Origin of the sequence: Sandarakinorhabdus cyanobacteriorum, from assembly GCF_002251755.1 — a bacterium.
Classification (GTDB): domain Bacteria; phylum Pseudomonadota; class Alphaproteobacteria; order Sphingomonadales; family Sphingomonadaceae; genus Sandarakinorhabdus; species Sandarakinorhabdus cyanobacteriorum.
Window position 1 is genome coordinate 1 of sequence record NZ_NOXT01000116.1, and the last position, 20134, is coordinate 20134.

Consider the following 20134-nt stretch of genomic DNA (forward strand, 5'->3'; position numbering starts at 1 on the left):
CGCCAACCCGAAATCACCCGGCCGGTGAATAATCCGGGTTACAGAGGCGCTTTCACTGTGTCACGACGTCGCCAGCGCGCGGCCGATCTCCAACCCCTTGCCGTAGCTGCCACCCCGCTATCCTGCCTGCCCCGGCCGCTTGGCGCGCAAGGTTGGCGGCGCTTCCAGCGGATTGTCCGGCCAGGGATGCTTCGGGTATCGGCCCTTCAGCTCCTTGCGCACCTCGGCCCAGCTGCCGGCCCAGAATCCGGGCAGATCCTTGGTCACCTGGATCGGCCGCCCGGCCGGGGAGGTGAGGCGCAAGGTGATGGGCACGCGGCCATCCGCCACCATTGGGTGGCGCGCCAGGCCAAACAGCGCCTGGCAGCGCACGTCCACCGCCGGGCCGCCATCGGCCGTGTAATCAATGGCATGGCTGCTGCCCCCCGGGGTTTCCAAGCGCTGCGGCGCGAACCGGTCCAGCGCCTGACGCTGCGGCCAGTCCAGTCGGTTCAGCAATGCATCCACCAGCTGTGCGTCACCAATGTCCGACAGGCGCCGGCCCATGATCGGGGCCAGCCAATCGTCCAGACTGGCGAGCAGTGCGGCATCATCACTGGCCGGCAGCGCCAGCCCTTGCTGCGCAGCAAAGGCCAACCGGGCGCGCAGCATGCCGGCCGCGTCACCCCAGGGAAGCAGGCCCAGCCCGCGCTCCGCCACGGCGGCCAGCAACACCTGCTTCACCCGCGCCGCGTCCGGCCGTTCCACCGGCTGGCGGGCCAGCACGATGGCACCCAAGCGGCGCTGGGTCTCGGCCGTCACCCCGGTGGTGGCCGGATCAAAACCAAACACCGGCCGGCTTTCGATGCGGTCGGCCAGCTGCCGCTCGACATCGCCGTGCAGGCTGGCGACCAGCAGCAGCCGCGCACCCGCCGCACTCCCACTGGCATCGGCGACCACAATCCAGCTCTCCCGCGCCAGTGGCGATTCCTGGGGCACCGCAACCGCCCGGCCATTGGCCATCAGAAAGGCCTCGCCGCGCCGCTTCGCCACCCGGTCGGGATAGCCCAAGGCCAGCGCCTCGCCGGCCCGCTCCGGCGGCGCCTCCGTCTCATGCGCGCCCACGGCCTTCGCCCAGCGTGCAGCCAATTTGCGCGCCGCCTCTGCCCGCTGGCCGCCCTCGCGCCCCCAGCCGCGCAGCCGCTGCTCCACATCAACGCTGCGCCCACCCAGCCCGCGCTCGCCCATCAGCACGGCGATGCGCGCCGCCAACAGGCCCAGGCCCTGCCCGGCCGCCGCAATCAGCATATGGGCCTGCGCCGGCGGCAGGGGCAGCGCCGCCATCGCTTCGCCATGCGCTGTCACCCGGCCATCCGCGCTGATCGCACCCAGGGCCAGCAGCCGGGCGCGCGCATCGGCAACGGCGGCCGCAGGCGGCGGATCGCGCCATTTCAGCTGTGCCGGATCGGCCACCCCCCAGCGCGCGCATTCCAGCACCAGCCCGGCAAGATCCGCCTCCACAATCTCCGGCGGATCAAAGGGCGCACGCCCGGCTGTTTCGGCCGCCTCCCACAGGCGGATGGCCACACCCGGCGCCGTGCGGCCGGCACGGCCGGCGCGCTGGGTCACCGCCGCCTGGCTGGCCCGCACCGTCACCAGCCGCTGCAAGCCCACGGCACGATCGAGCTGCGGCCGCCGCGCAAGCCCTGAATCCACCACCACCCGCACGCCATCGATGGTGATGCTGGTTTCGGCGATGCTGGTCGCCAGCACGATCTTGCGGGTGCCGGCCGGCGCCGGGGCGATGGCGGCGCGCTGGTCCGCGCCCTCGCGCGCACCGTGCAGGCGGAACAGCGTCACATCCGGCGGCAGCCGCCCCTCCAGCCGCTCGGCGGTCCGCTCGATCTCGGCAACGCCGGGCAGAAAGGCCAGGATCGATCCCGCTTCCTCCGCCGCCGCCTTGCGGATGGCACTGGCCATCGCATCCTCCAGCCGCAGCGCCGGATCACGACCGATGTGCCGGTGCTCGACTGGAAACATGCGCCCAGCCGATTCCACCATGGCCAGATCGGGGATGATGCCGGCAAAGCCCCCGCCATCCAGCGTGGCCGACATCAGCGCCAGCCGCAGATCGGGCCGCAATGCTTCGCGTGCCTCCAGTGTCAGCGCGAGGGCGAAATCGCTTTCCAGGCTGCGCTCGTGCACTTCGTCGAACAACACGCCGGCCACACCGGGCAGTTCGGGATCGGCCACCAGCATCCGCGTGAAAATGCCTTCGGTCACCACCTCGATGCGGGTCGCGGCCGATGTCCGGCTGTCCAGACGCGTGCGATAACCGATGCTGCGGCCCACCGGCTCGCCCAGCTGCTCGGCCATGCGCTCGGCTGCGGCGCGGGCGGCCAGTCGGCGTGGGGAGAGGAGGATGATCTTGCCGGCCTGCGCCCAATCTTCCCCCAACAGGGCGGGCGGCAGCGCCGTTGTCTTGCCCGCACCGGGCGGGGCAATCAGGGCCAATGGCCGGTTGGCGGCCAGGGCGGCCTGCACCTCGGCCAACACGGCCAGAACCGGCAGCATCAGAACGGCTTGACGATCACCAGCACCGCCACCGCCAGTGTCACCAGCGACGGGATTTCATTGGCCAGTCGCAGGCCCTTCTCGCTCACCGGCCGCTCGCCGGCGGCAAAGCGCCTCACCATGGCCACCGTCCAGTGGTGGAACCAGGTGAGACCCAGCACAAACACGAACTTGGTGACCAGCCACAGCGGCCAGCCGAGATGGAAGGCCAGACCCAACCCGGCCGCCCAGCTCACCACCATCGCGGGTGACAGGATGATGCGGCGCAAGCGGCGGCAGCGCTCATCCCACAACAGCGCTTCGGGTGCACCCGGCGCCACCGGATGCCAATAGACGAGGAAGCGCGGGATCATGAACAGCCCGGCCATCCAGAAGATCACGAAGGCGACATGGAGGGCCTTGACCCAGAGATAGGCCTCCCCCAACCAGCCGACGCCGAAATCGATCACTTACAGCGGCCTGCGCAGCAGATCGAACAAATGCTCGACATGGGCGATGGGCGTGTCCTGCAAGATCCCATGGCCCAGGTTGAAGATGTGCGGCCGGCCCGACAGCGCGTGGCGGATGCGCGTCACCGCCTGCTCCAGCGCCTCGCCGCCGGCGATCAACGCCAGCGGATCAAGATTGCCCTGCACCGGCATGCCCGGCGGCAGCATGGCATCGGCCCAGGCCGGATCGACCGTTTCATCCAGGCCCACGGCATCGACACCGGTTTCGGCGGCATAGGCCGCCAGCTTGGCGCCGGCGCCCTTGGGGAAACCGATAATCGGCACATCCGGATGGCGCACCATTAGCCGGCCAACGATATCGGCGTTGGGCGCGATCACCCAGCGTTCGAACTGCGCCGGGCTCAACGTGCCGGCCCAGCTGTCAAACAGCTGGATGGCCTGCGCGCCCGCCTCGATCTGGCCCGACAGATAATCCACCGTCACCGCCACGATCTTGTCGATTAGCGCCTGGAAGCGAGCGGGGTCCTTGTAGGCGAGGCGGCGGGTTTCGGCCTGGTCCTTGCTGCCATGGCCGGCCACCATATAGGTGGCGATGGTCCAGGGGCTGCCGGCAAAGCCCAGCATCGTCTCCTTGGGATCGATGGCCTTGCGCACCTTGGCCACGGTTTCATAGATTTTCGCGAAGTGCAGCGGGTTGGGCTCCAGCATCGAGAAATCGCCATCGCTCAGCGCCGGGGTCAGCTGCGGGCCTTCGCCGGGACCAAAGGTCAGGCCCTGGCCCATGGCGTGCGGGACGATCAGGATGTCGGAAAACAGGATGGCGCCATCCATGCCAAAGCGGCGCAGCGGCTGGATGGTGATCTCGGCAGCCGCGTCGCTGTCATAGACCAGCTCCAGAAACCCGCCCTTTTCGGCGCGCAGGGCGCGATATTCCGGCAGGTAGCGGCCAGCCTGGCGCATCAGCCAGACGGGCGGCGGATCACGGCGCTCACCCTTCAGAACGGCGAGCAGCGGCGGGTCAATGTGGGTCTCTTCGGCCATCGCTCCCCTTGGCGGCAAGGCGCATCGCCGGTCAAGAGTGGAGACACACAGCCAATATCGAAAAAACTATATGAAAGGTTGCAGATGATAGTGGCGGCGTGAATCTTGGGGATCAAAGTTCGTGCCCGCATCCATCCACAGCCGGCGGCGGCAAGATTCTGCCGGAATCCGGCGAGTCGTGGCCGTTGTCCCCATTATCCACACCCCCCCTGTGGATTCTTGCCTCTGGGTGTGACTCCGGGTGCGGGCCGGGGGCGATACCGGCGAAAAGCCGCTTGCTCCCATGTCCACACCGGCATTAACGCTTTGCCCTGATGCTTATCCACAGAGTCATGCCACCGGTTTTTGTGCGACCCTGCCGGTCCGGGGCTGCCGCATGACCAGTGGCGAGACCCTGCACCTGCACCTGATCAGCGATTCCACCGGTGAAACGCTGGAATCGGTGGCCAAGGCCAGCCTGGCGCGATTCGAAGGCGCAGAAGCCGTGAAGCATTTCTGGCCGATGGTGCGCAGCGAAGGCCATCTTGACCGGATCATCACCGAAGTGGCGAAAAAGCCCGGCCTCGTGATCTACACGCTGGTTGATGGCGCTGTGCGTGACCGGCTGGAACAGCGCTGCGCCACACTTGGCCTGCCGATGGTCTCGCCGCTCGATCCCACCATTTCCGCCCTGTCCGAACTTCTGGGCCAGGCCGCAACCCGCCGCCCGGGCCGCCAGCATGTGATGGACGAAGCCTATTTCCGCCGTGTTGACGCCATCAACTACACGATGGTGCATGATGATGGCGCCCAGGCCGGCGTCGAGGATCTGGAAGAGGCAGACATCGTCCTGCTCGGCGTGTCGCGCACGTCGAAAACCCCCACCTCCATCTATCTGGCCAACCGCGGTTACAAGACGGCCAATATCCCGCTGGTGCCGCAATCGCCGCCCCCGGCCCACGTCTGGCAGATCCGCGGCCCGCTGCTCGTCGGCCTCACCACCGCCACCGACCGGCTGGTGCAGATCCGCCGCAACCGACTGCTCACCCTGGGGCAGACGCCAGACACCGATTATGTCGACGCCGAACGCATCGATGCCGAACTGGCCTTTGCCCGCCGGCTGTTTGCCGATCACGATATCCCGGTCATCGATGTCTCGCGCCGCAGCATCGAGGAAACGGCGGCGGCCATCATCAACCTGCACCAGGCCCGGATCGAGCGCGCCTCATGATGCTTGTCCTCGCCAGCCAGTCGGCCGCGCGCCGCGCCATGCTCAGCGCCGCCGGCGTGCCCCACGAAGCCTTGCCGGCGCATGTCGATGAAGAGGGCATCACCGCCGGCCTGATTGCCGAGCAGGCCAGCCCCGAACGCATCGCCGATGCACTGGCCGAGGTGAAGGCCTTGAAGATCAGCCGCCAGCATCCCGGCGCCCTGGTGCTGGGGGCAGACAGCGTGGTCGTCACGGCTGACGGCAGCCTGGTCAACAAGCCCGAAACCCGGCCGCGCGCCGAAGCCCAACTGCGGCAGCTGGCCGGCACCACCCACCGGCTGATTTCGGCCGCGGTCATCTGTGAAGCCGGCAAGCCGGTGTGGCGCCAGGGTGGCGCGGCGCGGCTGAAGATGCGCACCCTCTCTGACGCCTTCATCACCCGCTATCTTGATGCCGAAGGCGATGCCGTGCTCGGCTGCGTCGGCTGTTACCGCATCGAGGGGCTGGGCGCGCAGCTGTTCAGCCGCATTGATGGCGATCAGTTCGTCATCCGCGGCCTGCCGCTGCTGGCCGTGCTGGACTATCTGCGTGTGCGGGGCATGCTGCCGTCATGATCGAACCCGCTGTCGCCGGCGTCATCGGCTGGCCCATCACGCATTCCAAGTCGCCGCTGATCCACCGCTTCTGGCTGGGCAAGCTTGGCCTCGACGGCGATTACAGCCGCTTCCCGGTCGCGCCGGAGCGGTTGGGTGCGTTCCTCACTGCGCTGCCGGCGATGGGCCTGCGCGGCGTCAATGTCACCATCCCGCACAAGCTGGCGGTGATGCCCCATCTTGATGCCATCGCGCCGGCCGCTGCCGCCGTGGGTGCGGTCAACACGATTACCGTGGGCCCCGATGGCCGCTTGACCGGCCACAACAGCGATGTTGCCGGCATCACCGGCCCGGCCGCCAACGCCATGGCCGGGCGGCCGATGCTGATGATCGGCAGTGGCGGCGCCGCCCGGGCCGGGGCGGCCGCAGCACGCATCGGTGGGGCCAGCGCGCTGTGGATCATCGCCCGCAATGCCTCGGCCGCCGCCGAACTGCTGGCCGCCAGCGGCCTGCCTGGCGGCGTGCTGGCGATGGACGCCGTGCTGCCCGGCGATATCGGCCTGTTGTTCAATGCCACCAGCCTTGGCATGACCGGCCAGCCGCCGCTCGATCTCGATCTGGCGACATTGCCGGCCGATGCAACCGTGTTCGATGCCGTCTATGTCCCGCTCGAAACCCCGCTGCTCGCCGCCGCCCGCGCCCGTGGCCTTGCCACCATCGATGGGTTGGCCATGCTGATTGGCCAGGCAGCGGAGGCCTTCCGGCTGTTCTTTGGCGCCGAAGCACCGCGTGACCATGATGCCGATCTGAAGGAGCTGCTGACGCGATGAGCCGCACCACCATCATCGGCCTCACCGGCTCGATCGGCATGGGCAAGTCCACGGTGGCGGCCATGTTCCGCACGCTGGGCGTGCCGGTGTTCGACGCCGATGCCGAGGTGCGGCGCCTGCAGGGCCCCTGCGGCCGGGCGCTCGCTGCCATCGAGGCGCTGTTCCCCGGCACCACCCATGCAGGCGGCCTGCACCGCGAGAAGCTCGGCGCGGCGGTGTTTGGCGATCATGCCAAGCTCCGCCAGCTTGAACAGATCTTGCACCCGCTGGTCGCCGAAGCGCAGAGCAGCTTTCTGGGCGCACACCGGCTCAAGCCCGCCATCGTGCTCGACGTGCCGCTGCTGTTTGAAAAGGGCGGCTGGCGGCGCTGCCATCTGACCGTCGTCGTCTCTGCCCCCTATCGCGTGCAGCGTGCCCGTGTGCTGGCCCGGCCGGGCATGACGCGCGAAAAATTCGCCGGCATCCTGAAAGGCCAGATGCCTGACCGCGAGAAACGCGCGCTTGCCGATGTGGTTATCGAAACCGGCCGCGGCCGCCGCGAGACCTGGACGGCGGTGAAATCATTGGTCAACAGCCTCTAGCGCTTGCCCTTCGGCCCCTTTGCATTACATGGGGTCCATGCGCGAAATTGTCTGGGACACTGAAACCACCGGCATCATGCCCGGTGATGGCCACCGCATCGTCGAAATCGGCGCGGTGGAAATGATCAACCGCACCATCACGGGGCGGACCTTCCACACCTATCTCGATCCGCAGCGGCCGATGCCCAAGGATGCCGAGCGGGTGCACGGCCTGTCGAGCGACTTTCTCACCGGCCAGCCGATCTTCGAACAGGTGATCGATGATTTCCTCGCCTTCATCGGCGATGCACCGCTGGTGGCGCACAATGCCGCCTTCGACATGGAGTTCCTGAACTGGGAACTGAAGCGCGCCGGAATGCCGATTATCCCGATCAGCCGCGCCATCGACACGCTGGAGATCAGCCGCAAGGCCAACCCCGGCGCCAAGCACACGCTGGATGCGCTGTGCACCCGCTATGGCATTGATCTTTCGGCCCGCACCAAGCACGGCGCGCTGCTCGATGCCGAGCTGCTGGCCCGTGTCTATATCGAGTTGACCGGAGGCCGGCAGATCGGATTCGACCTTGCCACCGGGGCCGCACAGGAAGAGACTGAATATGAGCGGGTGAGTCTGGCGCCACGTGTTCACCATGCCAGCGCGGAGGAGCTGGCAGCCCACGCCACCTTTGTGGCCGGCCTGAAAGACCCGCTCTGGCTGTCGTGACCGGCAGTAGTCGCTGGTCAACAGCGCTCAAGGAGAATCAAGGCATGGATATCCGCATTTCAGGGCACCAGGTCGATACCGGGGCCGCCTTTGGCGAACATGTGCACGAACGGCTTGGCGCGATGGTGGCGAAATATTTCCCCCGCGCCCTGTCCGCCCATGTCACGCTCGGGCCGGCGCCTTATGGGCATTTCGCATGCGACATCGTCATGCACGTGATGGCCGATCTGATCCTGAAGGGCTCGGCGCGCGCCGCCGATGCGCATGTCGCCTTCGATGGCGCCGCCGATCGCATCGACAAGCAGCTGCGGCGCTACATGCGCCGCCTGAAGGATCGGCATTCCCCCGCCGCCGGCCGCAGCGCGCCGGAAGTGGCGGAACTGCCGCCGCTCGACAATGCCGAATACAAGATCTTCGCTGCCGCGCCCGACGATGTGGAGCCGGCCGGTGATGCCCCGCTGATCATCGCTGAAACCCGGGTGGATATTCCCACCGCCAGCGTTGGCGATGCGGTGATGATGCTCGATCTCAGGAACACCACCGCCCTGTTGTTCGTCAACAGCGCGACCGGCGATCACAACATGGTCTATCGCCGCGAGGATGGCACCATCGGCTGGGTCGAGCCCCGGGCCCAGGTGGCCGGAGCGCCGCGCCGCGCCGTCATGGCCGGCTGACCGGAACCATCATGGGAAGCGCCGCCCAGTCTGCCGGTTTTGCCGGCCTGCTGCTCGCCAACGGGATCATCCCCGGCCTGGCGGCGTTTTCCCGTGATGCCGTGCTGATGGCGCTGGCCCGCCATGCCGAGGCCGAACTCGGCATCCCCGCGATCATCGTCAACGAGGCATTGCGCACCCGCGAGGCGCTGGGTTCGACCAGCTTTGGCGGCGGCGTCGCCATTCCGCACGCAAGGCTGGCCGGGCTTGATCAGTGCCAGGCGGCGCTGGCCCGCCTGCCGCAGCCGATCGACTGGCAATCCAGCGACCGCGAACAGGTTGATGTCGTGGTGCTGCTGCTCTCCCCCGAAACAGCGGGCAGCGATCATCTGAAGGCGCTGGCCCGGATCAGCCGCACGCTGCGCGATCCCGCCACGCTGCCGGCCATCCGTGCCGCCGCCGATGCCGCCGCCATCCGCGCCATCATCACCGGCGACACCCGCGTTTCAGCCAAAGCCACTGCATGAGCGAGGCAGAACTGCCGCGGCTGGTCAGCCGGCTGCGGGTTGATTGGCTGTTGCGCCAAGTCGCGGCCCAGGGCGGCTTTGGCGCCGTGCTGGCGCGCGGCGATGCCGAAGCTGGCGCCATTGCCGTGGTCGCCCGCAGCGGCGGCAACGAAGAGCTGCTGGCCCCGGTGCTGGGCGCCGCCGGCTATGAAATGGTGGTGATGGCCAGCGGCGATGCCGTGCCCGGCTGGATCGAACGGGCGCGCCGGCGCGACCCGGATTTGTGGGTGATCGAACTGGATATCCCGCAGGCGGCTCAACTCGTCGCGCAAATCCTGTCGCCCGGTTGATTGCCAACCCCCAGCTACGCTGTAACCCTTGCCATGGTTGCAGGGGCGATCCGGAACATCAAAAGCCAGGCGGCGCGGTTGATCGCGGCGGCCATGCTGATGGCCGTTGCCGCCCCGGCGCTGGCCGAAACCAGCCTGCCGATCCTGCCCGGTGAGGATGACCGCGTGGTCGCCGCTGCCGCTGGCCAGCCGGTTCCCGGCGCTTCCGGCCTCGCCAATCTGGTGCAGATGGTCTCGACCGCCCCGGCCGCCACGGATGCGGAGCTGGATTGCCTCGCCACCGCCGTCTGGTTCGAAAGCCGGGGTGAGGCGCTGGAAGGCCAACTCGCCGTCGCTCAGGCCGTCGTCAACCGCGCCCAGTCCGGCCGCTGGGGCAAGGGTGTGTGCGGCGTCATCAAGGCCCCGCGCCAGTTCAACTTCATCGCCGCCAAGGTGCAGCGTGGCACCGCCACCTTCACCACCGCGCTCGCCGTGGCCCGCATCGCCATGCAGGGCCTCTGGCACGACATGGCCGAAGGCGCCCACAGCTTCCACGCCGCCCGCCTCAACCCGCGCTGGCGCCTGACCCGCGTCGCCCGCATCGGCAACCACGTCTTCTATCGCTGAAGCACTGGCCCGCCAGGGCTTGCCGTTCCCCATGCGTTCCGCCACGATGGCGGCATGGCCCATCATCTCAGCGCTGCTGATGTGTTGCGTGGCACCTGCCGCTGGCTGCTGCGCGCCGGGGTCGCCCCGTTGGCCGAGGTGCCGCTGTCTGGCGGCCGCCGCGCCGACATTTTGGGCGTCGATGCCGCCGGCCGGCTGACGCTGGTTGAAATCAAGGTCAGCCTCGCCGATCTGCGCGGCGACCGCAAATGGACCGACTATCTCGACCATTGCGACCGCTATTTCTGGGCCGTCCCCGCCGGCCTGCCCCTGGATGATCTGCACACCCCGGCGTTCCGGCCGGAGGAGACCGGCCTGATCATCGCGGATCGCTTCGATGCGGAAGGCGTGCGGGATGCCCCCTGGCGCCCGCTCAACGCCAGCCGACGCAAGGCCATCACCCTCAATCTCGCCCGGCGCGGGGCGCAGCGCTGGCTGGCGCTCACCGATCCCGAAAGCCTGGCCTTCGGGATCGATTGAGCCCGACTATTTCGGGGACCGCTTGGCCAGGATGCGCTGCAGCGTGCGGCGGAGCATCTTCAACCGGCGCGCGGTTTCCGACACGTTGCGGTCACACAGTTCATACACGCGCTGGATATGCTCCCAGCGCACCCGGTCGGCCGACATCGGCTCCGGCGGCGCTTCCGGGCGGGTGCCACCATCGGCCGACAGCGCGCGCACAATGTCTTCCGGGTCGGCCGGCTTGGCCAGATAATCGATGGCGCCAGCCTTCACCGCCGCCACCGCCGTGGCCAGATTGCCATAGCCGGTCAGCATCACGATGCGCACATCCGGGCTCATCGCGCGCATCTCGGCGACGAGGTCGAGACCGTTGCCATCTTCCAGCCGCATGTCCACCACCGCATGGCTGGGCTTCAGCCGGGCGGCTTCCACCCGGGCTTCCGAAATGCTGCCCACCGATGTGACCGCAAAGCCCTTGCGCGCCAGCAGCACCGACAGGCGTTGGCGGAACGGAGCATCATCATCCACCAGCAGCAGCGGGCGGCCTTCGGCTTCAGGCTCGGTTGCCATCGTCAATACTCCTCTTGCCCCTGAACAGGCTCATTAACCTCAAATACTTCCCTTGGCCAGCGCACGTCCACGCGCGCCCCGCCCTCGGGCCGGTTGGAAAAGGCCAGCCGGCCACCAGTGCGTTCGATCAGGGTGGTGGCGATGAACACGCCCAGCCCGGTTGAATCCGATTTCGATCGCGACGGCCCCAGCATCGGCTCGCCCAGCCGTGGCAGCAGATCGGGCGGAAAGCCAAAGCCGTCATCCAGCACGGCGATGCGGATTTCCGACGGCGTCACGATGCTTTCCATCCGCACCTCGGTGCCGGCATGGCGCACCGCGTTCGACACCAGATTGTTCAGCGCGTGCAGCAGTTCCGGGGACCGCTGCACCAGCGGCTGCGGTGGGTCCGCCATCACCTTCACTGGCACCCGGGTCGGCTTCACGCTCTGCGCCACCTCGTGCAACAGCAGATCCAGCGTCAGCACCGCAAACGGGTCCTCCGCCTCGGCCCGCGTCGAAAGCTCCTTCATGATGCGGCGGCTGCGCTTGGCCTCCTCGCCCAGCAGGCGGATATCATCGCCAAAATCCGGATCATCGCCCAACTGCTCTTCCAGGCTGTGGGCAATCAGGCTGATCGAACCCAGCGGCCCGCCCAGTTCGTGCGCGGCCGCCGCCGCCAGGCTGCCCAGCGCATTCATGCGGGCTTCGCGGGTCAACGCCGCCTCGGTGGCCACCAGGGCGCGGGCGCGATCACGCGCCTCGGCCGAAACCATCCACAGATAGACCGCCAGAAACCCGATGGCGAGCGCATAGGCGATCAGCATGCCAAAGCGGTAAACCAGCGGAAATTCCGGCGGTGGGCCCGCCCAGGGCAGCGGCTGCGCCCACAGCCACACCACCATCAGCACGCCGCAGGCCAGCGCCACCAATGGCCCCATGTCGCGCGCGCGCAGCAATGTGGCGGCAATTGTCACCGGCACGATCAGCAACAGCGCAAAGGGATTGGCCAAACCACCGGTGAGGAACAGCAGCACCCCGGCCTGGATCAGATCAAAGGCCAGATGCAGGCTCAATTCCCGGCCGGTCATCCGGTCGGTGCGCTCATACAGGGTCGAAAGCCCGATGTTCAGGATCATCGACGCGCCAACCGCGGCCAGCAGCGATCCCCACGGCAGCGGGAATTCGAACCACAGCCCCACCACCAGCAGGGTGATGAACTGGCCGAAAATCGCGATCCAGCGGATATTGGCCAGCGTGCGCACCCGCACACTGGGGCGATCAAACGCCGCTGCCGCAATCGATGGCCGTTCCATCGCCATCGCCTAGTCCCTCAAACAGGTCATGCCCATGCGGCGCATGGTTCCAGTCGGTCTGGCCCGTGCCGCTACAGGCTGGGCCCCTGCATCTTGCTGGGCGTCTTCACCGGCACATCCTTCAACAGCTTGGCGATGGCGCCTGCGCGCGGATCACGTTCGGCGGCATTGCGGGCCGAAATGCCGCTGTTGTCGGCAATGTCCGGGTTGGCGCCGGCATCGATCAGCAATTTGGTGCCATCGGTGTCGCGCGCCTGCACGGCTTTCAACAACGCGGTCTCGCCCAGCCGGTTCTGGGCATTCACCTGCGCCTTCAACCGGATCAAGGTCGCCATCCCTTCCGACCAGCGGCTGATGCTGGCCAGGATCAGCGGCGTGTTGCCATCGCGATCCTTCAGATTCAGATTGGCACCCTTCTGATACAACAGGCCCAGCCAGCCCAGATCGGCGCGCTTGGCGACAATATGGATCGCGGCATCGCCGCTGTCGGCATCGCGCACGTTGACAATGGTGGTGCCCGGCTTGTCCGCCAGCTCGATCGCCTTGTTGACGTCGCGTTCCTTCACCGCCTTGATGAAATTGTAACTGTCGGAAAACTGTGCCGCCGCCGGGCTGGCCAGCGCCAGCATCAGCATTGCGGCCATCAACTGCCTTTTCATCGACAAGCGCCCGCCTTTCGCCTTATGCCAGTCCTGATGATAGCGAATAGCCAGTTGAGCCGCCAATGAACAGAGGCAAGAATCTGCGCCTGTGGCTGGTGCTGGCCATCGCGGTGGCGATCGCCGGCCTGCTCGGCTGGATGCGCTTTGCCGCCCCACCCGCACCCCAGGGCAATCTGGCCGGGGCCAGCCTGGGCGGGCCCTTCACCCTCACCGATCAGAACGGCCAAAGCGTGCGCGAGGCCGATTTTGCCGGCCGCTATCGCCTGATCTATTTCGGCTATGGCTTCTGCCCCGATGTCTGCCCCACCGATCTGGCGCTGCTGGGCCGTGGTCTGAAGGCCTTTGAAGCCAGCGATGCCGCCCGGGGCGCCAGGGTGGCACCGATCTTCATCACCATCGATCCCCAGCGGGACACGCCGGCCGCATTGAAGCCCTTTGTCGCCGCCTTTCACCCCCGCCTTGTCGGCCTCACCGGCACGCCAGACCAGATTGCTGCGGTTGCCAGGGCCTATGGCGTCTATGCCAAGCGGATGGAGACCGGCGATCCGGAAAATTATCTGATGGACCACAGCGCCATGGTCTATCTCTATGGTCCGGATGGCAAACCCATCGGCTTCCTGCCGCATCAGGGCCTGACCGCCGAAGCCATCACGCAAATGCTGGCCACCCATGTCCGCTAAACCCTTCTGGGAGGTGATCCCGCTGCAGCGGATGAGCCGCGAGCAGTGGGAAAGCATCTGTGACGGCTGCGGCAAATGCTGCGTGCACAAGCTGGAGGACGAGGAGACGGGGGAGATTTTCCCCACCAATGTCTGCTGCCGGCTGCTCGACACCGCCACCGCCCGCTGTTCGGATTATCGCAACAGGAAGGCGCTGGTGCCGGAATGCGTGCGCCTCACCCCGCACCGGCTGGACGAGATCGACTGGCTGCCCGACAGTTGTTCCTATCTGCGCGTCCATCGCGGCCAGGGCCTGGCGCCGTGGCACCATCTGATCAGCGGCGATCGCGACGCCATCCACCGCGCCGGCCAATCGGTTGCCGGCCGCGTGGTCCGCGAAGATCAGGTCGGTGATCTGGAAGACCATATCATCGACAAGCCGCTCTGAAGGGCCGCCCTGGGTTCCATCGCCCCTGGACTGAACCGCTCATGCCGAGCTTGTCGAGGCACGCACCGCCCTGGGAACCTGCCTCGACAAGCTCGCCCTTCGGCGGGCTCAGGATGAGCGGGTTTGGGATTCCACCAAAACGCAATCGAGGCTAGTTCGCACTCCATGCTGCGCCTGCGCCCCACCCTGCCCGACGTGCTGGAGATCGCCGGCCGCCGTGTGCCGCTGGTCGCCACCCGCCGCACCACCGCCCGCATGGTGCGGCTGAAGGCCAACAGTGTCTCGGGCGCGATCGAAATCAGCCTGCCGCCGCGCGGTGGGGAGGCGGCGGCGCTGGCGCTGCTGAAATCCCACCACGACTGGCTTGCCGCCAAAGTGGCGACCTGGCCGCGCCCGATCCCGTTCGCGCCGGGCTTCATCATCCCCATCGATGGCGCCCCGGTGCTGATCGATTGGCAGGCCGGCCACCCGCGCACGCCGGCCCTGCTGGCCGACCGGCTGCGGCTGGGCGGGCCGGCGGAATCGCTTGGCCCCAGGCTGGAACGCTGGCTGAAGGCGCGGGCCAAGGCCGATCTGGAGGCCGCGACGCAGCGCTTTGCCGATCAATTGGGCCGCACGGTGGCCCGTGTCTCCGTGGGTGATCCCGCCACCCGCTGGGGCAGCTGCGCCGGCTGGAATCGGCCGGAAGGCGCGCGCATCGCCTACAGCTGGCGGCTGATCCTGGCGCCGGCCTTCGTGCGCCACGCCATCGCCGCGCACGAGGCCGCCCACCTTGTCCACCCCAATCACTCGCCGGCCTTCCACGCCCTCAACCGCGCGCTCGATCCGCGCGCCCAGGATGCCCGCCGCTGGCTCGCCCGCCACGGCGCCGCCCTCCACTGGGTCGGCCGCCCGTTCTAGACCCGATTGAAATCCGGTCGAGTCCCAAACCCGCTCATCCTGAGCCCGCCGAAGGGCGAGCTTGTCGAGGCACCGCCCGCTCTAACCCTGTCCTACACGGGCAAAGCCTGTCATCATGCCATGGTCGACGGCTCAGGCGTACGGAACCGCCAGCCGTCTCACACCCGCGAGATGTGTTACTTGTGTCGCATCTGGCGCGGCGAATTGAGCAAAAACAACGCTGAATCCCGCAAGAATCGTCAATTGTGTCAAAACCGGCGGGGCGCTCCTTCTCATCAGAGGATCAGGATTTGGCGGTGCCCCAGCCGCATTTCTGGCCCTTGTTCTGCTGCTTCAACCAGGCGTGCAGCGGCGCGAAATAGGCCAGCATGGCCTTGCCGCTCATCTCCCTGGTGCCAGTGAAGGCGGCCAGCGCCTCCGGCCACGGCTTTGACATGCCCATTTCCAGCATGGCGTTCAGCCTGGTGCCCACCGCCTTGTCGCCAAACACCGAACAGCGGTGCAACGGCCCGGTCCAGCCGGCTTGGGCACAGGCGGCCTCATAAAACTGGAACTGCAGGATGCGGGCCAGGAAATAGCGGGCATAGGGCGTGTTGCCGGGGATGTGATATTTGGCACCCGGATCAAAGGCGTCCGCCGGCCGTTCGCCCGGCGGAATGATGCCCTGATATTTCAAGCGCAGATCGATCCAGGCCTTGTTGTAATCGGCCGGCTTGGTGGTGCCGGCAAACACGCCCCAGCGCCATTTGTCCACCAGTGCGGTCCACGGCATGCCCGGCACCTTTTCCATCGCCTGGCGCAGCAGGAGGCCTACGTCGCGGCTGGCATCGGGCACCTTGGCCGGATCCAGCAGGCCCACCTTCACCAGATATTCCGGCGTGACGTTCAGGGCCGCCCAGTCGCCAATCGCCTCGTGGAAGCCATCGTTGGCGCTGTTCAGATACAGGAACGGCTGCGCCTTGTAGGCGCGCTGGTAATAATTGTGGCCCAGCTCGTGGTGGATGGTCACGAAATCCGTGGCATTCACCTTGATGCACATCTTGATGCGCAGATCATCCTTGTTGTCGATGTCCCAGGCCGATGCGTGGCACACCACCTCGCGGTCCGCCGGCTTGGTGAACTGGCTGCGCGTCCAGAACGTGCCCGGCAACGGTGCAAAGCCCAGCGAGGAATAGAAATTCTCGCCATATTTCACCATCTCGATGGGGCCGGCCTTCTTGGCGGTGAGCAGATCGCCAATGTCATAGCCAACCTCGCCGGCCCCGGCCGGCGCCACCACATCATAGATGCTGGCCCATTCCTGCGCCCACATGTTGCCCAGCAGATCGGCCCGGATCGGCCCGGTCTTCGGCTGCACCGCATCGCCATATTTCTGGTTCAGCTTGGCGCGGGTGTAGCAGTGGAGATCGACATAGAGCGGCATCACCTCGGCCAGCAGCCGGTCGATCAGCTTTTCGAAATCCGCGGCCGGCATGTCGTATCCGGCCCGCCACATGGCACCGGTGTCGGCAAAGCCCAGTTCCTTGGCGCCGGCATTGGCGATCTCGACCAGCCGGGCATAATCGGCCGCCATCGGCGTGCCCACCTTGTGCCAGCTTTCCCACATTTCCTGCAGCACCTTGGGGTCACGCTCCGTGCCCATCAGCGCTTCCAGGTCATTGCCCACGGTGTCCTTGCCGCGCGCCGTGCCCTTGCCCTTGCCGTATGTGCTCTGCAGGCGGGTGGCGATTTCGGCCAGTTCCTTGGCGGCACCCGGCGTCTCAGGCGCGGGCAGCACGATGGCCTGGCGCAGCAGGAACAGCTTGCGCGCCGTGTCCGCATCCAGCCCGGTCACGCTGTTGAACCGCGCCGCCTCCTTGGCCAGCTTCACCTGCAGCAACGTGCCTTCGGCCCCGGCTTCGGCCGCCATGGCATCGGTGTCGTCGGTGATGTGGGTGGCGTTCACCCAGGCCACCCGCTGCGCCCGGTCGGCATAGGCCGAAAGCTGCGCCTCGGCGCTGGCAACAAAGGCCTTGGCCTCCGCCACATCGGGTTCGGCGGCCTGCGCCGCCGTGGGCAGCAACAGGGCCACGGCCAGTGCCAGATGCGAACTCTTCATCGATCGTCCCCCAAATTTTTCGTTACAACGGGTGGCCCAGCCAGGCCGCAATGGCGGTGCCGAAATCCGGCTTGGTCACCGCGCTCATATGGTTGCCGTCAATCTCCACCAGCGCCGCATTGGGCAGTTCCAGCGCCAACGCCGGTGCCGATCCATTGTCCTGGTCGCTGCGGCCGCACAGCACCAGACAGCGCGTGTCCAGCCCGCGCAGCACCTCCAGCGGCGTTGACACAAAGCTGTCCAGCAGATGGCCCACGGCGATACCATCCACCTTGTTCTGCTTCATGAACGCGGCGGCAAAGGCCTCCGGGCTGCCGGCGGGCCAACCATCGGGCCGGGCGACCACCCGCTTGAAGAAATCCGCTCGCGCGGTGCCGCCGATCAACCCTTCCAGCCCCATGCCGGAAATGATCGCCTTGCCCGGTTTCAGGCCCCCAGATTCCTTTGCTCTGGCCAGCAACCGCACCAGCGTGCGGGCGCCCATCGAATAGCCGCCAATGTCGAAATCGGTCAGGCCCAGCTGGCCGATCAGAGCCTCGATATCCATCGCCAGCACATCGGGCGGATAGGCAGCCGCGTCATGCGGCGCCGCGCTCAGGCCGTGGGCGCGGAAATCCGGCATGATCACGCGGTACCCGGCGCCGGCAATCTCGGCCGCCGCACCATAACGGCGCCAGTTCATCTCGCCGGATGAGAACAGCCCGTGCAGCAGGATGATCGGCCGGCCCTCACCCAGCTCGGCCACGTGGAGGGCGGCGCCGCCGAAACCGCGCAACTGGCGCGAGGTCATCAACGGCCCTTCTCGGCCCGGGCGCTGGCCACGGCGGCCTTCAGCTGGTCATAACCCACCGCGCCCGACAGGATGCGGTTGCCGATGATATAACTGGGCGTGCCGGTCAGCCCCAGCGCCCGGCCCAGCGCCAGGTTGCGGTCCAGCTCGGCGCGCAGGGCAGGGTTTTTCAGATCGCCGGCCACCTTGTCTTCCGACAGGCCAACGCCTTTCACGATGCCCATGGTGCGCGCCAGGCTCACCCGGCCGGGGCTTTCGAACATGGCATTGTGAAACTTGGCATAACCGCCCTGGGTGGCGGCCGACAGGCTGGCCATCGCGGCCTCGCTGCTGGCCGGTGAAAGCACCGGAAAATCGCGGTAGATCACGGTCAACCGGCTGTCTTCGCTCACCAGCTTCTGCACATCGGCATGGCCCTGGCGACAATAAGGGCAGGCATAATCAAAGAACACCACCAGCTTCACATCGCCCTTCGGATTGCCCGCCACCGCACCAGGGAAAGGCGTTTCGATGGCTTCGCGATTGGCCGCCAGCGCCTTTCTCGCCTCGGCCTGCTCCAGTCGGGCAACCGCTTCGGGAATGATCTCCGGATGGTTCAGGATATAGTCGCGAACAATGGCCTCGATCTCGGCGCGGTTGGCCGGCTGGCCCGATTGTCCGGCCGCGGCAACGGCGGTGCCGGCGCCCACACCGGCCCCGGCCAGCCCCACCGCCAGGGCGGTCGCCATGCTCAACCGCCGGCTCCAGAAACTGGCCATGTTCACCTCTTCTTCCTGCGCCGCTGCTGGTCAAGGGCATCGCCAGCCACCAGCATGATGTCGTCCGCCCGGATATAGTCAGGGGTGCCGGGCCGCAAGCCGGCATGGGCCATGCGGGCGTTCATCATCGCCCCCATGGCGTTGCCCTCCAGGCTGAACCGCTCGGCCGCGGCCAGCGCGGCGCGCGGCTTGTCGCCCCTGCGGTCATAGATCACCCCCAGCTGATACCAGGTGAAGGGGTTTTCCCGGTCCAGGCTCACCGCCCGGCGCAGCAATGGTTCGGCTTCCGCCTGCAGCAGCTTGTCTTCGCTGGTGACAAGCGCGTGGCCCAGAAGCGTGAGGATCATCGGCTCGTTCGGGGCGAAGATCGCGGCTCGCCGCAACACCGGCAGCGATTCCGACACCTTGCCTGATTCCAGCAGGATTTGGCCCTGCAGCTCAAGGAAATAGGGATCGTTCGGGGCCAGCGCGACCAGCTTTGCCGCCTCGGTCATGGCCTGGTCCGGAAAGCCTGACCGGTGCCAGGCATAGGCCCGGGCATAAAGGGCCGGTGCGGTGTTGGTGCCTTCGGGATAGCGCTGCATGACAATGCGCGGCTCCTCCACATAACCGCTCAGCTTGCCCTTGATCCGTTCGAACCGGCTTTGCAGACCCTTGTCGGTTGGGGCGTCCCAGGCCTTGTCGCGCTCATACACCGCCAGCAGGTTGTTGATGCGCGTGCTGGAAAGCGGGTGGGTCCGGGCATATTCGTTGTTCTGCGGAATGGCGAGCCGATACTCCTCCCCCTGCAGCTTGCGGAAAAAGGCGATGGACCCCCGGCCAGAAAGTCCCGCCTTTGACAGGAAACTGGCGCCAGCCTGGTCCGCACGGCTTTCCTGATCGCGGGTGAAACTCAGGAACTTGGCCAGCGCCGCCGTCTGCCCCAGGCCCAATATGGCCATGCCAGCCTCACCCGCGCCGGCCGCCACAGCAGCCGCCGCGCCTAGCAGGCTGAGCAACGAGATCCGTGTTGCCGGCGTGGCCCCCTCGCCAAAGCGCACGGCATGGCCGCCGGTGATATGGCCCAGTTCGTGGGCGATCACGCCCTGCAGCTCGTTCACATTGTCGGCCGCGATGAACAGGCCGGAATGGATGAACACATTCTGCCCACCCGTCACAAAGGCGTTGATGCTGGGATCGCCCACCAGCACGAACTGCACATTGCGGGGGTCGAGCCCGGCGGCCACCACCATGTCGCGGCTGATATCGCGCAGGAAGGCTTCGGTTTCCGCATCCCGCAGGATGGATTGTGCCGCCGCCGGCCGGGGCAGGGCCAGCAGCACCAGGGCCAACAGGGCAAGAACAGCGCGGGGCAACATGGATCGCCCCTGTCTTATCATGCTTTAACCCTGGGTGAAGC

Annotated in this window: 23 protein-coding genes; 13 read left to right on the plus strand and 10 right to left on the minus strand. The window is 67.1% G+C overall.

Annotated elements, in window-relative coordinates:
- Positions 1-117: 117 nt before the first annotated feature.
- The 3 genes from hrpB to hemE are packed head-to-tail and all read right to left on the minus strand — an operon-like array spanning position 118 to position 4043.
- Positions 118-2553 (minus strand): ATP-dependent helicase HrpB, encoded by a 2436-nt coding sequence (gene hrpB, locus CHU93_RS11480; RefSeq protein ID WP_094474200.1) that lies wholly within the window; start codon positions 2551-2553, stop codon positions 118-120.
- The gene (locus CHU93_RS11485; RefSeq protein WP_207759269.1) at positions 2553-3002 is read right to left on the minus strand and encodes a CopD family protein; all 450 of its coding nucleotides are present in this window, start codon (positions 3000-3002) and stop codon (positions 2553-2555) included. The genes hrpB and CHU93_RS11485 overlap by 1 nt, the downstream gene beginning before the upstream one ends.
- Complete coding sequence (gene hemE / locus CHU93_RS11490; RefSeq protein ID WP_094474202.1) at positions 3003-4043, minus strand: uroporphyrinogen decarboxylase; 1041 nt, start codon at positions 4041-4043, stop codon at positions 3003-3005.
- 376 nt (positions 4044-4419) lie between these two features.
- Between hemE and CHU93_RS11495 the strand changes: the two genes are divergently transcribed.
- The 10 genes from CHU93_RS11495 to CHU93_RS11540 are packed head-to-tail and all read left to right on the plus strand — an operon-like array spanning position 4420 to position 10573.
- Positions 4420-5253 carry a pyruvate, water dikinase regulatory protein gene (locus CHU93_RS11495; RefSeq protein WP_094474203.1) on the plus strand — a complete coding sequence of 278 codons (834 nt, stop codon included), beginning with the start codon at positions 4420-4422 and terminating at the stop codon, positions 5251-5253.
- Positions 5250-5846, plus strand: a complete 597-nt coding sequence (locus CHU93_RS11500) for a Maf family protein (RefSeq protein ID WP_207759270.1) — start codon at positions 5250-5252, stop codon at positions 5844-5846. Before CHU93_RS11495 ends, CHU93_RS11500 begins: the two co-directional genes overlap by 4 nt.
- Entirely contained in the window at positions 5843-6655 is an 813-nt protein-coding gene (locus tag CHU93_RS11505; RefSeq protein WP_094474205.1) for a shikimate dehydrogenase family protein, read from the plus strand. The genes CHU93_RS11500 and CHU93_RS11505 overlap by 4 nt, the downstream gene beginning before the upstream one ends.
- Complete coding sequence (gene coaE, locus CHU93_RS11510) at positions 6652-7236, plus strand: dephospho-CoA kinase (RefSeq protein WP_094474207.1); 585 nt, start codon at positions 6652-6654, stop codon at positions 7234-7236. The genes CHU93_RS11505 and coaE overlap by 4 nt, the downstream gene beginning before the upstream one ends.
- A gap of 37 nt (positions 7237-7273) precedes the next feature.
- Positions 7274-7939, plus strand: a complete 666-nt coding sequence (gene dnaQ, locus CHU93_RS11515) for a DNA polymerase III subunit epsilon (RefSeq protein ID WP_086115380.1) — start codon at positions 7274-7276, stop codon at positions 7937-7939.
- A gap of 44 nt (positions 7940-7983) precedes the next feature.
- Positions 7984-8613: a ribosome hibernation-promoting factor, HPF/YfiA family gene (gene hpf, locus CHU93_RS11520; RefSeq protein WP_094474209.1), complete on the plus strand. Its 630-nt coding sequence runs from the start codon at positions 7984-7986 to the stop codon at positions 8611-8613.
- 11 nt (positions 8614-8624) lie between these two features.
- A complete protein-coding gene (locus CHU93_RS11525; protein WP_094474210.1) occupies positions 8625-9119 on the plus strand; it encodes a PTS sugar transporter subunit IIA in 495 nt (164 codons plus the stop codon).
- Positions 9116-9448, plus strand: a complete 333-nt coding sequence (locus tag CHU93_RS11530) for a DUF1491 family protein (RefSeq protein WP_094474212.1) — start codon at positions 9116-9118, stop codon at positions 9446-9448. The genes CHU93_RS11525 and CHU93_RS11530 overlap by 4 nt, the downstream gene beginning before the upstream one ends.
- A 33-nt stretch (positions 9449-9481) precedes the next feature.
- Positions 9482-10054, plus strand: a complete 573-nt coding sequence (locus CHU93_RS11535; protein WP_094474214.1) for a cell wall hydrolase — start codon at positions 9482-9484, stop codon at positions 10052-10054.
- 54 nt (positions 10055-10108) lie between these two features.
- On the plus strand, positions 10109-10573 hold the full coding sequence (locus CHU93_RS11540) for an MmcB family DNA repair protein (protein ID WP_094474216.1): 465 nt from the start codon (positions 10109-10111) through the stop codon (positions 10571-10573).
- Positions 10574-10579: 6 nt separating this feature from the next.
- On the opposite strand, the gene CHU93_RS11545 is transcribed toward CHU93_RS11540, so the two are convergent.
- The 3 genes from CHU93_RS11545 to CHU93_RS11555 all read right to left on the minus strand — a co-directional run bounded on the left by CHU93_RS11545 (position 10580) and on the right by CHU93_RS11555 (position 13064).
- Positions 10580-11125, minus strand: coding sequence for an ActR/PrrA/RegA family redox response regulator transcription factor (locus tag CHU93_RS11545; RefSeq protein ID WP_094474218.1), 546 nt, complete (start codon positions 11123-11125; stop codon positions 10580-10582).
- A 2-nt stretch (positions 11126-11127) separates the two neighbouring features.
- The gene (locus CHU93_RS11550; RefSeq protein WP_243375596.1) at positions 11128-12426 is read right to left on the minus strand and encodes an ActS/PrrB/RegB family redox-sensitive histidine kinase; all 1299 of its coding nucleotides are present in this window, start codon (positions 12424-12426) and stop codon (positions 11128-11130) included.
- A gap of 65 nt (positions 12427-12491) precedes the next feature.
- Positions 12492-13064: an ankyrin repeat domain-containing protein gene (locus tag CHU93_RS11555; RefSeq protein WP_243375600.1), complete on the minus strand. Its 573-nt coding sequence runs from the start codon at positions 13062-13064 to the stop codon at positions 12492-12494.
- A gap of 80 nt (positions 13065-13144) precedes the next feature.
- Between CHU93_RS11555 and CHU93_RS11560 the strand changes: the two genes are divergently transcribed.
- The 3 genes from CHU93_RS11560 to CHU93_RS11570 all read left to right on the plus strand — a co-directional run bounded on the left by CHU93_RS11560 (position 13145) and on the right by CHU93_RS11570 (position 15089).
- A complete protein-coding gene (locus CHU93_RS11560) occupies positions 13145-13762 on the plus strand; it encodes an SCO family protein (RefSeq protein ID WP_094474220.1) in 618 nt (205 codons plus the stop codon).
- Positions 13752-14189: a YcgN family cysteine cluster protein gene (locus CHU93_RS11565; protein WP_086115372.1), complete on the plus strand. Its 438-nt coding sequence runs from the start codon at positions 13752-13754 to the stop codon at positions 14187-14189. The genes CHU93_RS11560 and CHU93_RS11565 overlap by 11 nt, the downstream gene beginning before the upstream one ends.
- Before the next feature lie 165 nt (positions 14190-14354).
- A complete protein-coding gene (locus CHU93_RS11570) occupies positions 14355-15089 on the plus strand; it encodes a M48 family metallopeptidase (RefSeq protein WP_094474222.1) in 735 nt (244 codons plus the stop codon).
- A 283-nt stretch (positions 15090-15372) separates the two neighbouring features.
- On the opposite strand, the gene CHU93_RS11575 is transcribed toward CHU93_RS11570, so the two are convergent.
- From CHU93_RS11575 to CHU93_RS11590, 4 genes are read right to left on the minus strand one after another with little or no spacing between them, the layout of a single operon-like run.
- On the minus strand, positions 15373-17187 hold the full coding sequence (locus CHU93_RS11575; protein ID WP_094474223.1) for a M2 family metallopeptidase: 1815 nt from the start codon (positions 17185-17187) through the stop codon (positions 15373-15375).
- 22 nt (positions 17188-17209) lie between these two features.
- Positions 17210-17977, minus strand: coding sequence for an alpha/beta fold hydrolase (locus CHU93_RS11580; protein ID WP_094474224.1), 768 nt, complete (start codon positions 17975-17977; stop codon positions 17210-17212).
- Complete coding sequence (locus tag CHU93_RS11585) at positions 17977-18735, minus strand: DsbA family protein (protein WP_243375603.1); 759 nt, start codon at positions 18733-18735, stop codon at positions 17977-17979. The genes CHU93_RS11580 and CHU93_RS11585 overlap by 1 nt, the downstream gene beginning before the upstream one ends.
- 2 nt (positions 18736-18737) lie before the next feature.
- A complete protein-coding gene (locus tag CHU93_RS11590; RefSeq protein ID WP_086115369.1) occupies positions 18738-20093 on the minus strand; it encodes a M48 family metalloprotease in 1356 nt (451 codons plus the stop codon).
- Positions 20094-20134: the final 41 nt, after the last annotated feature.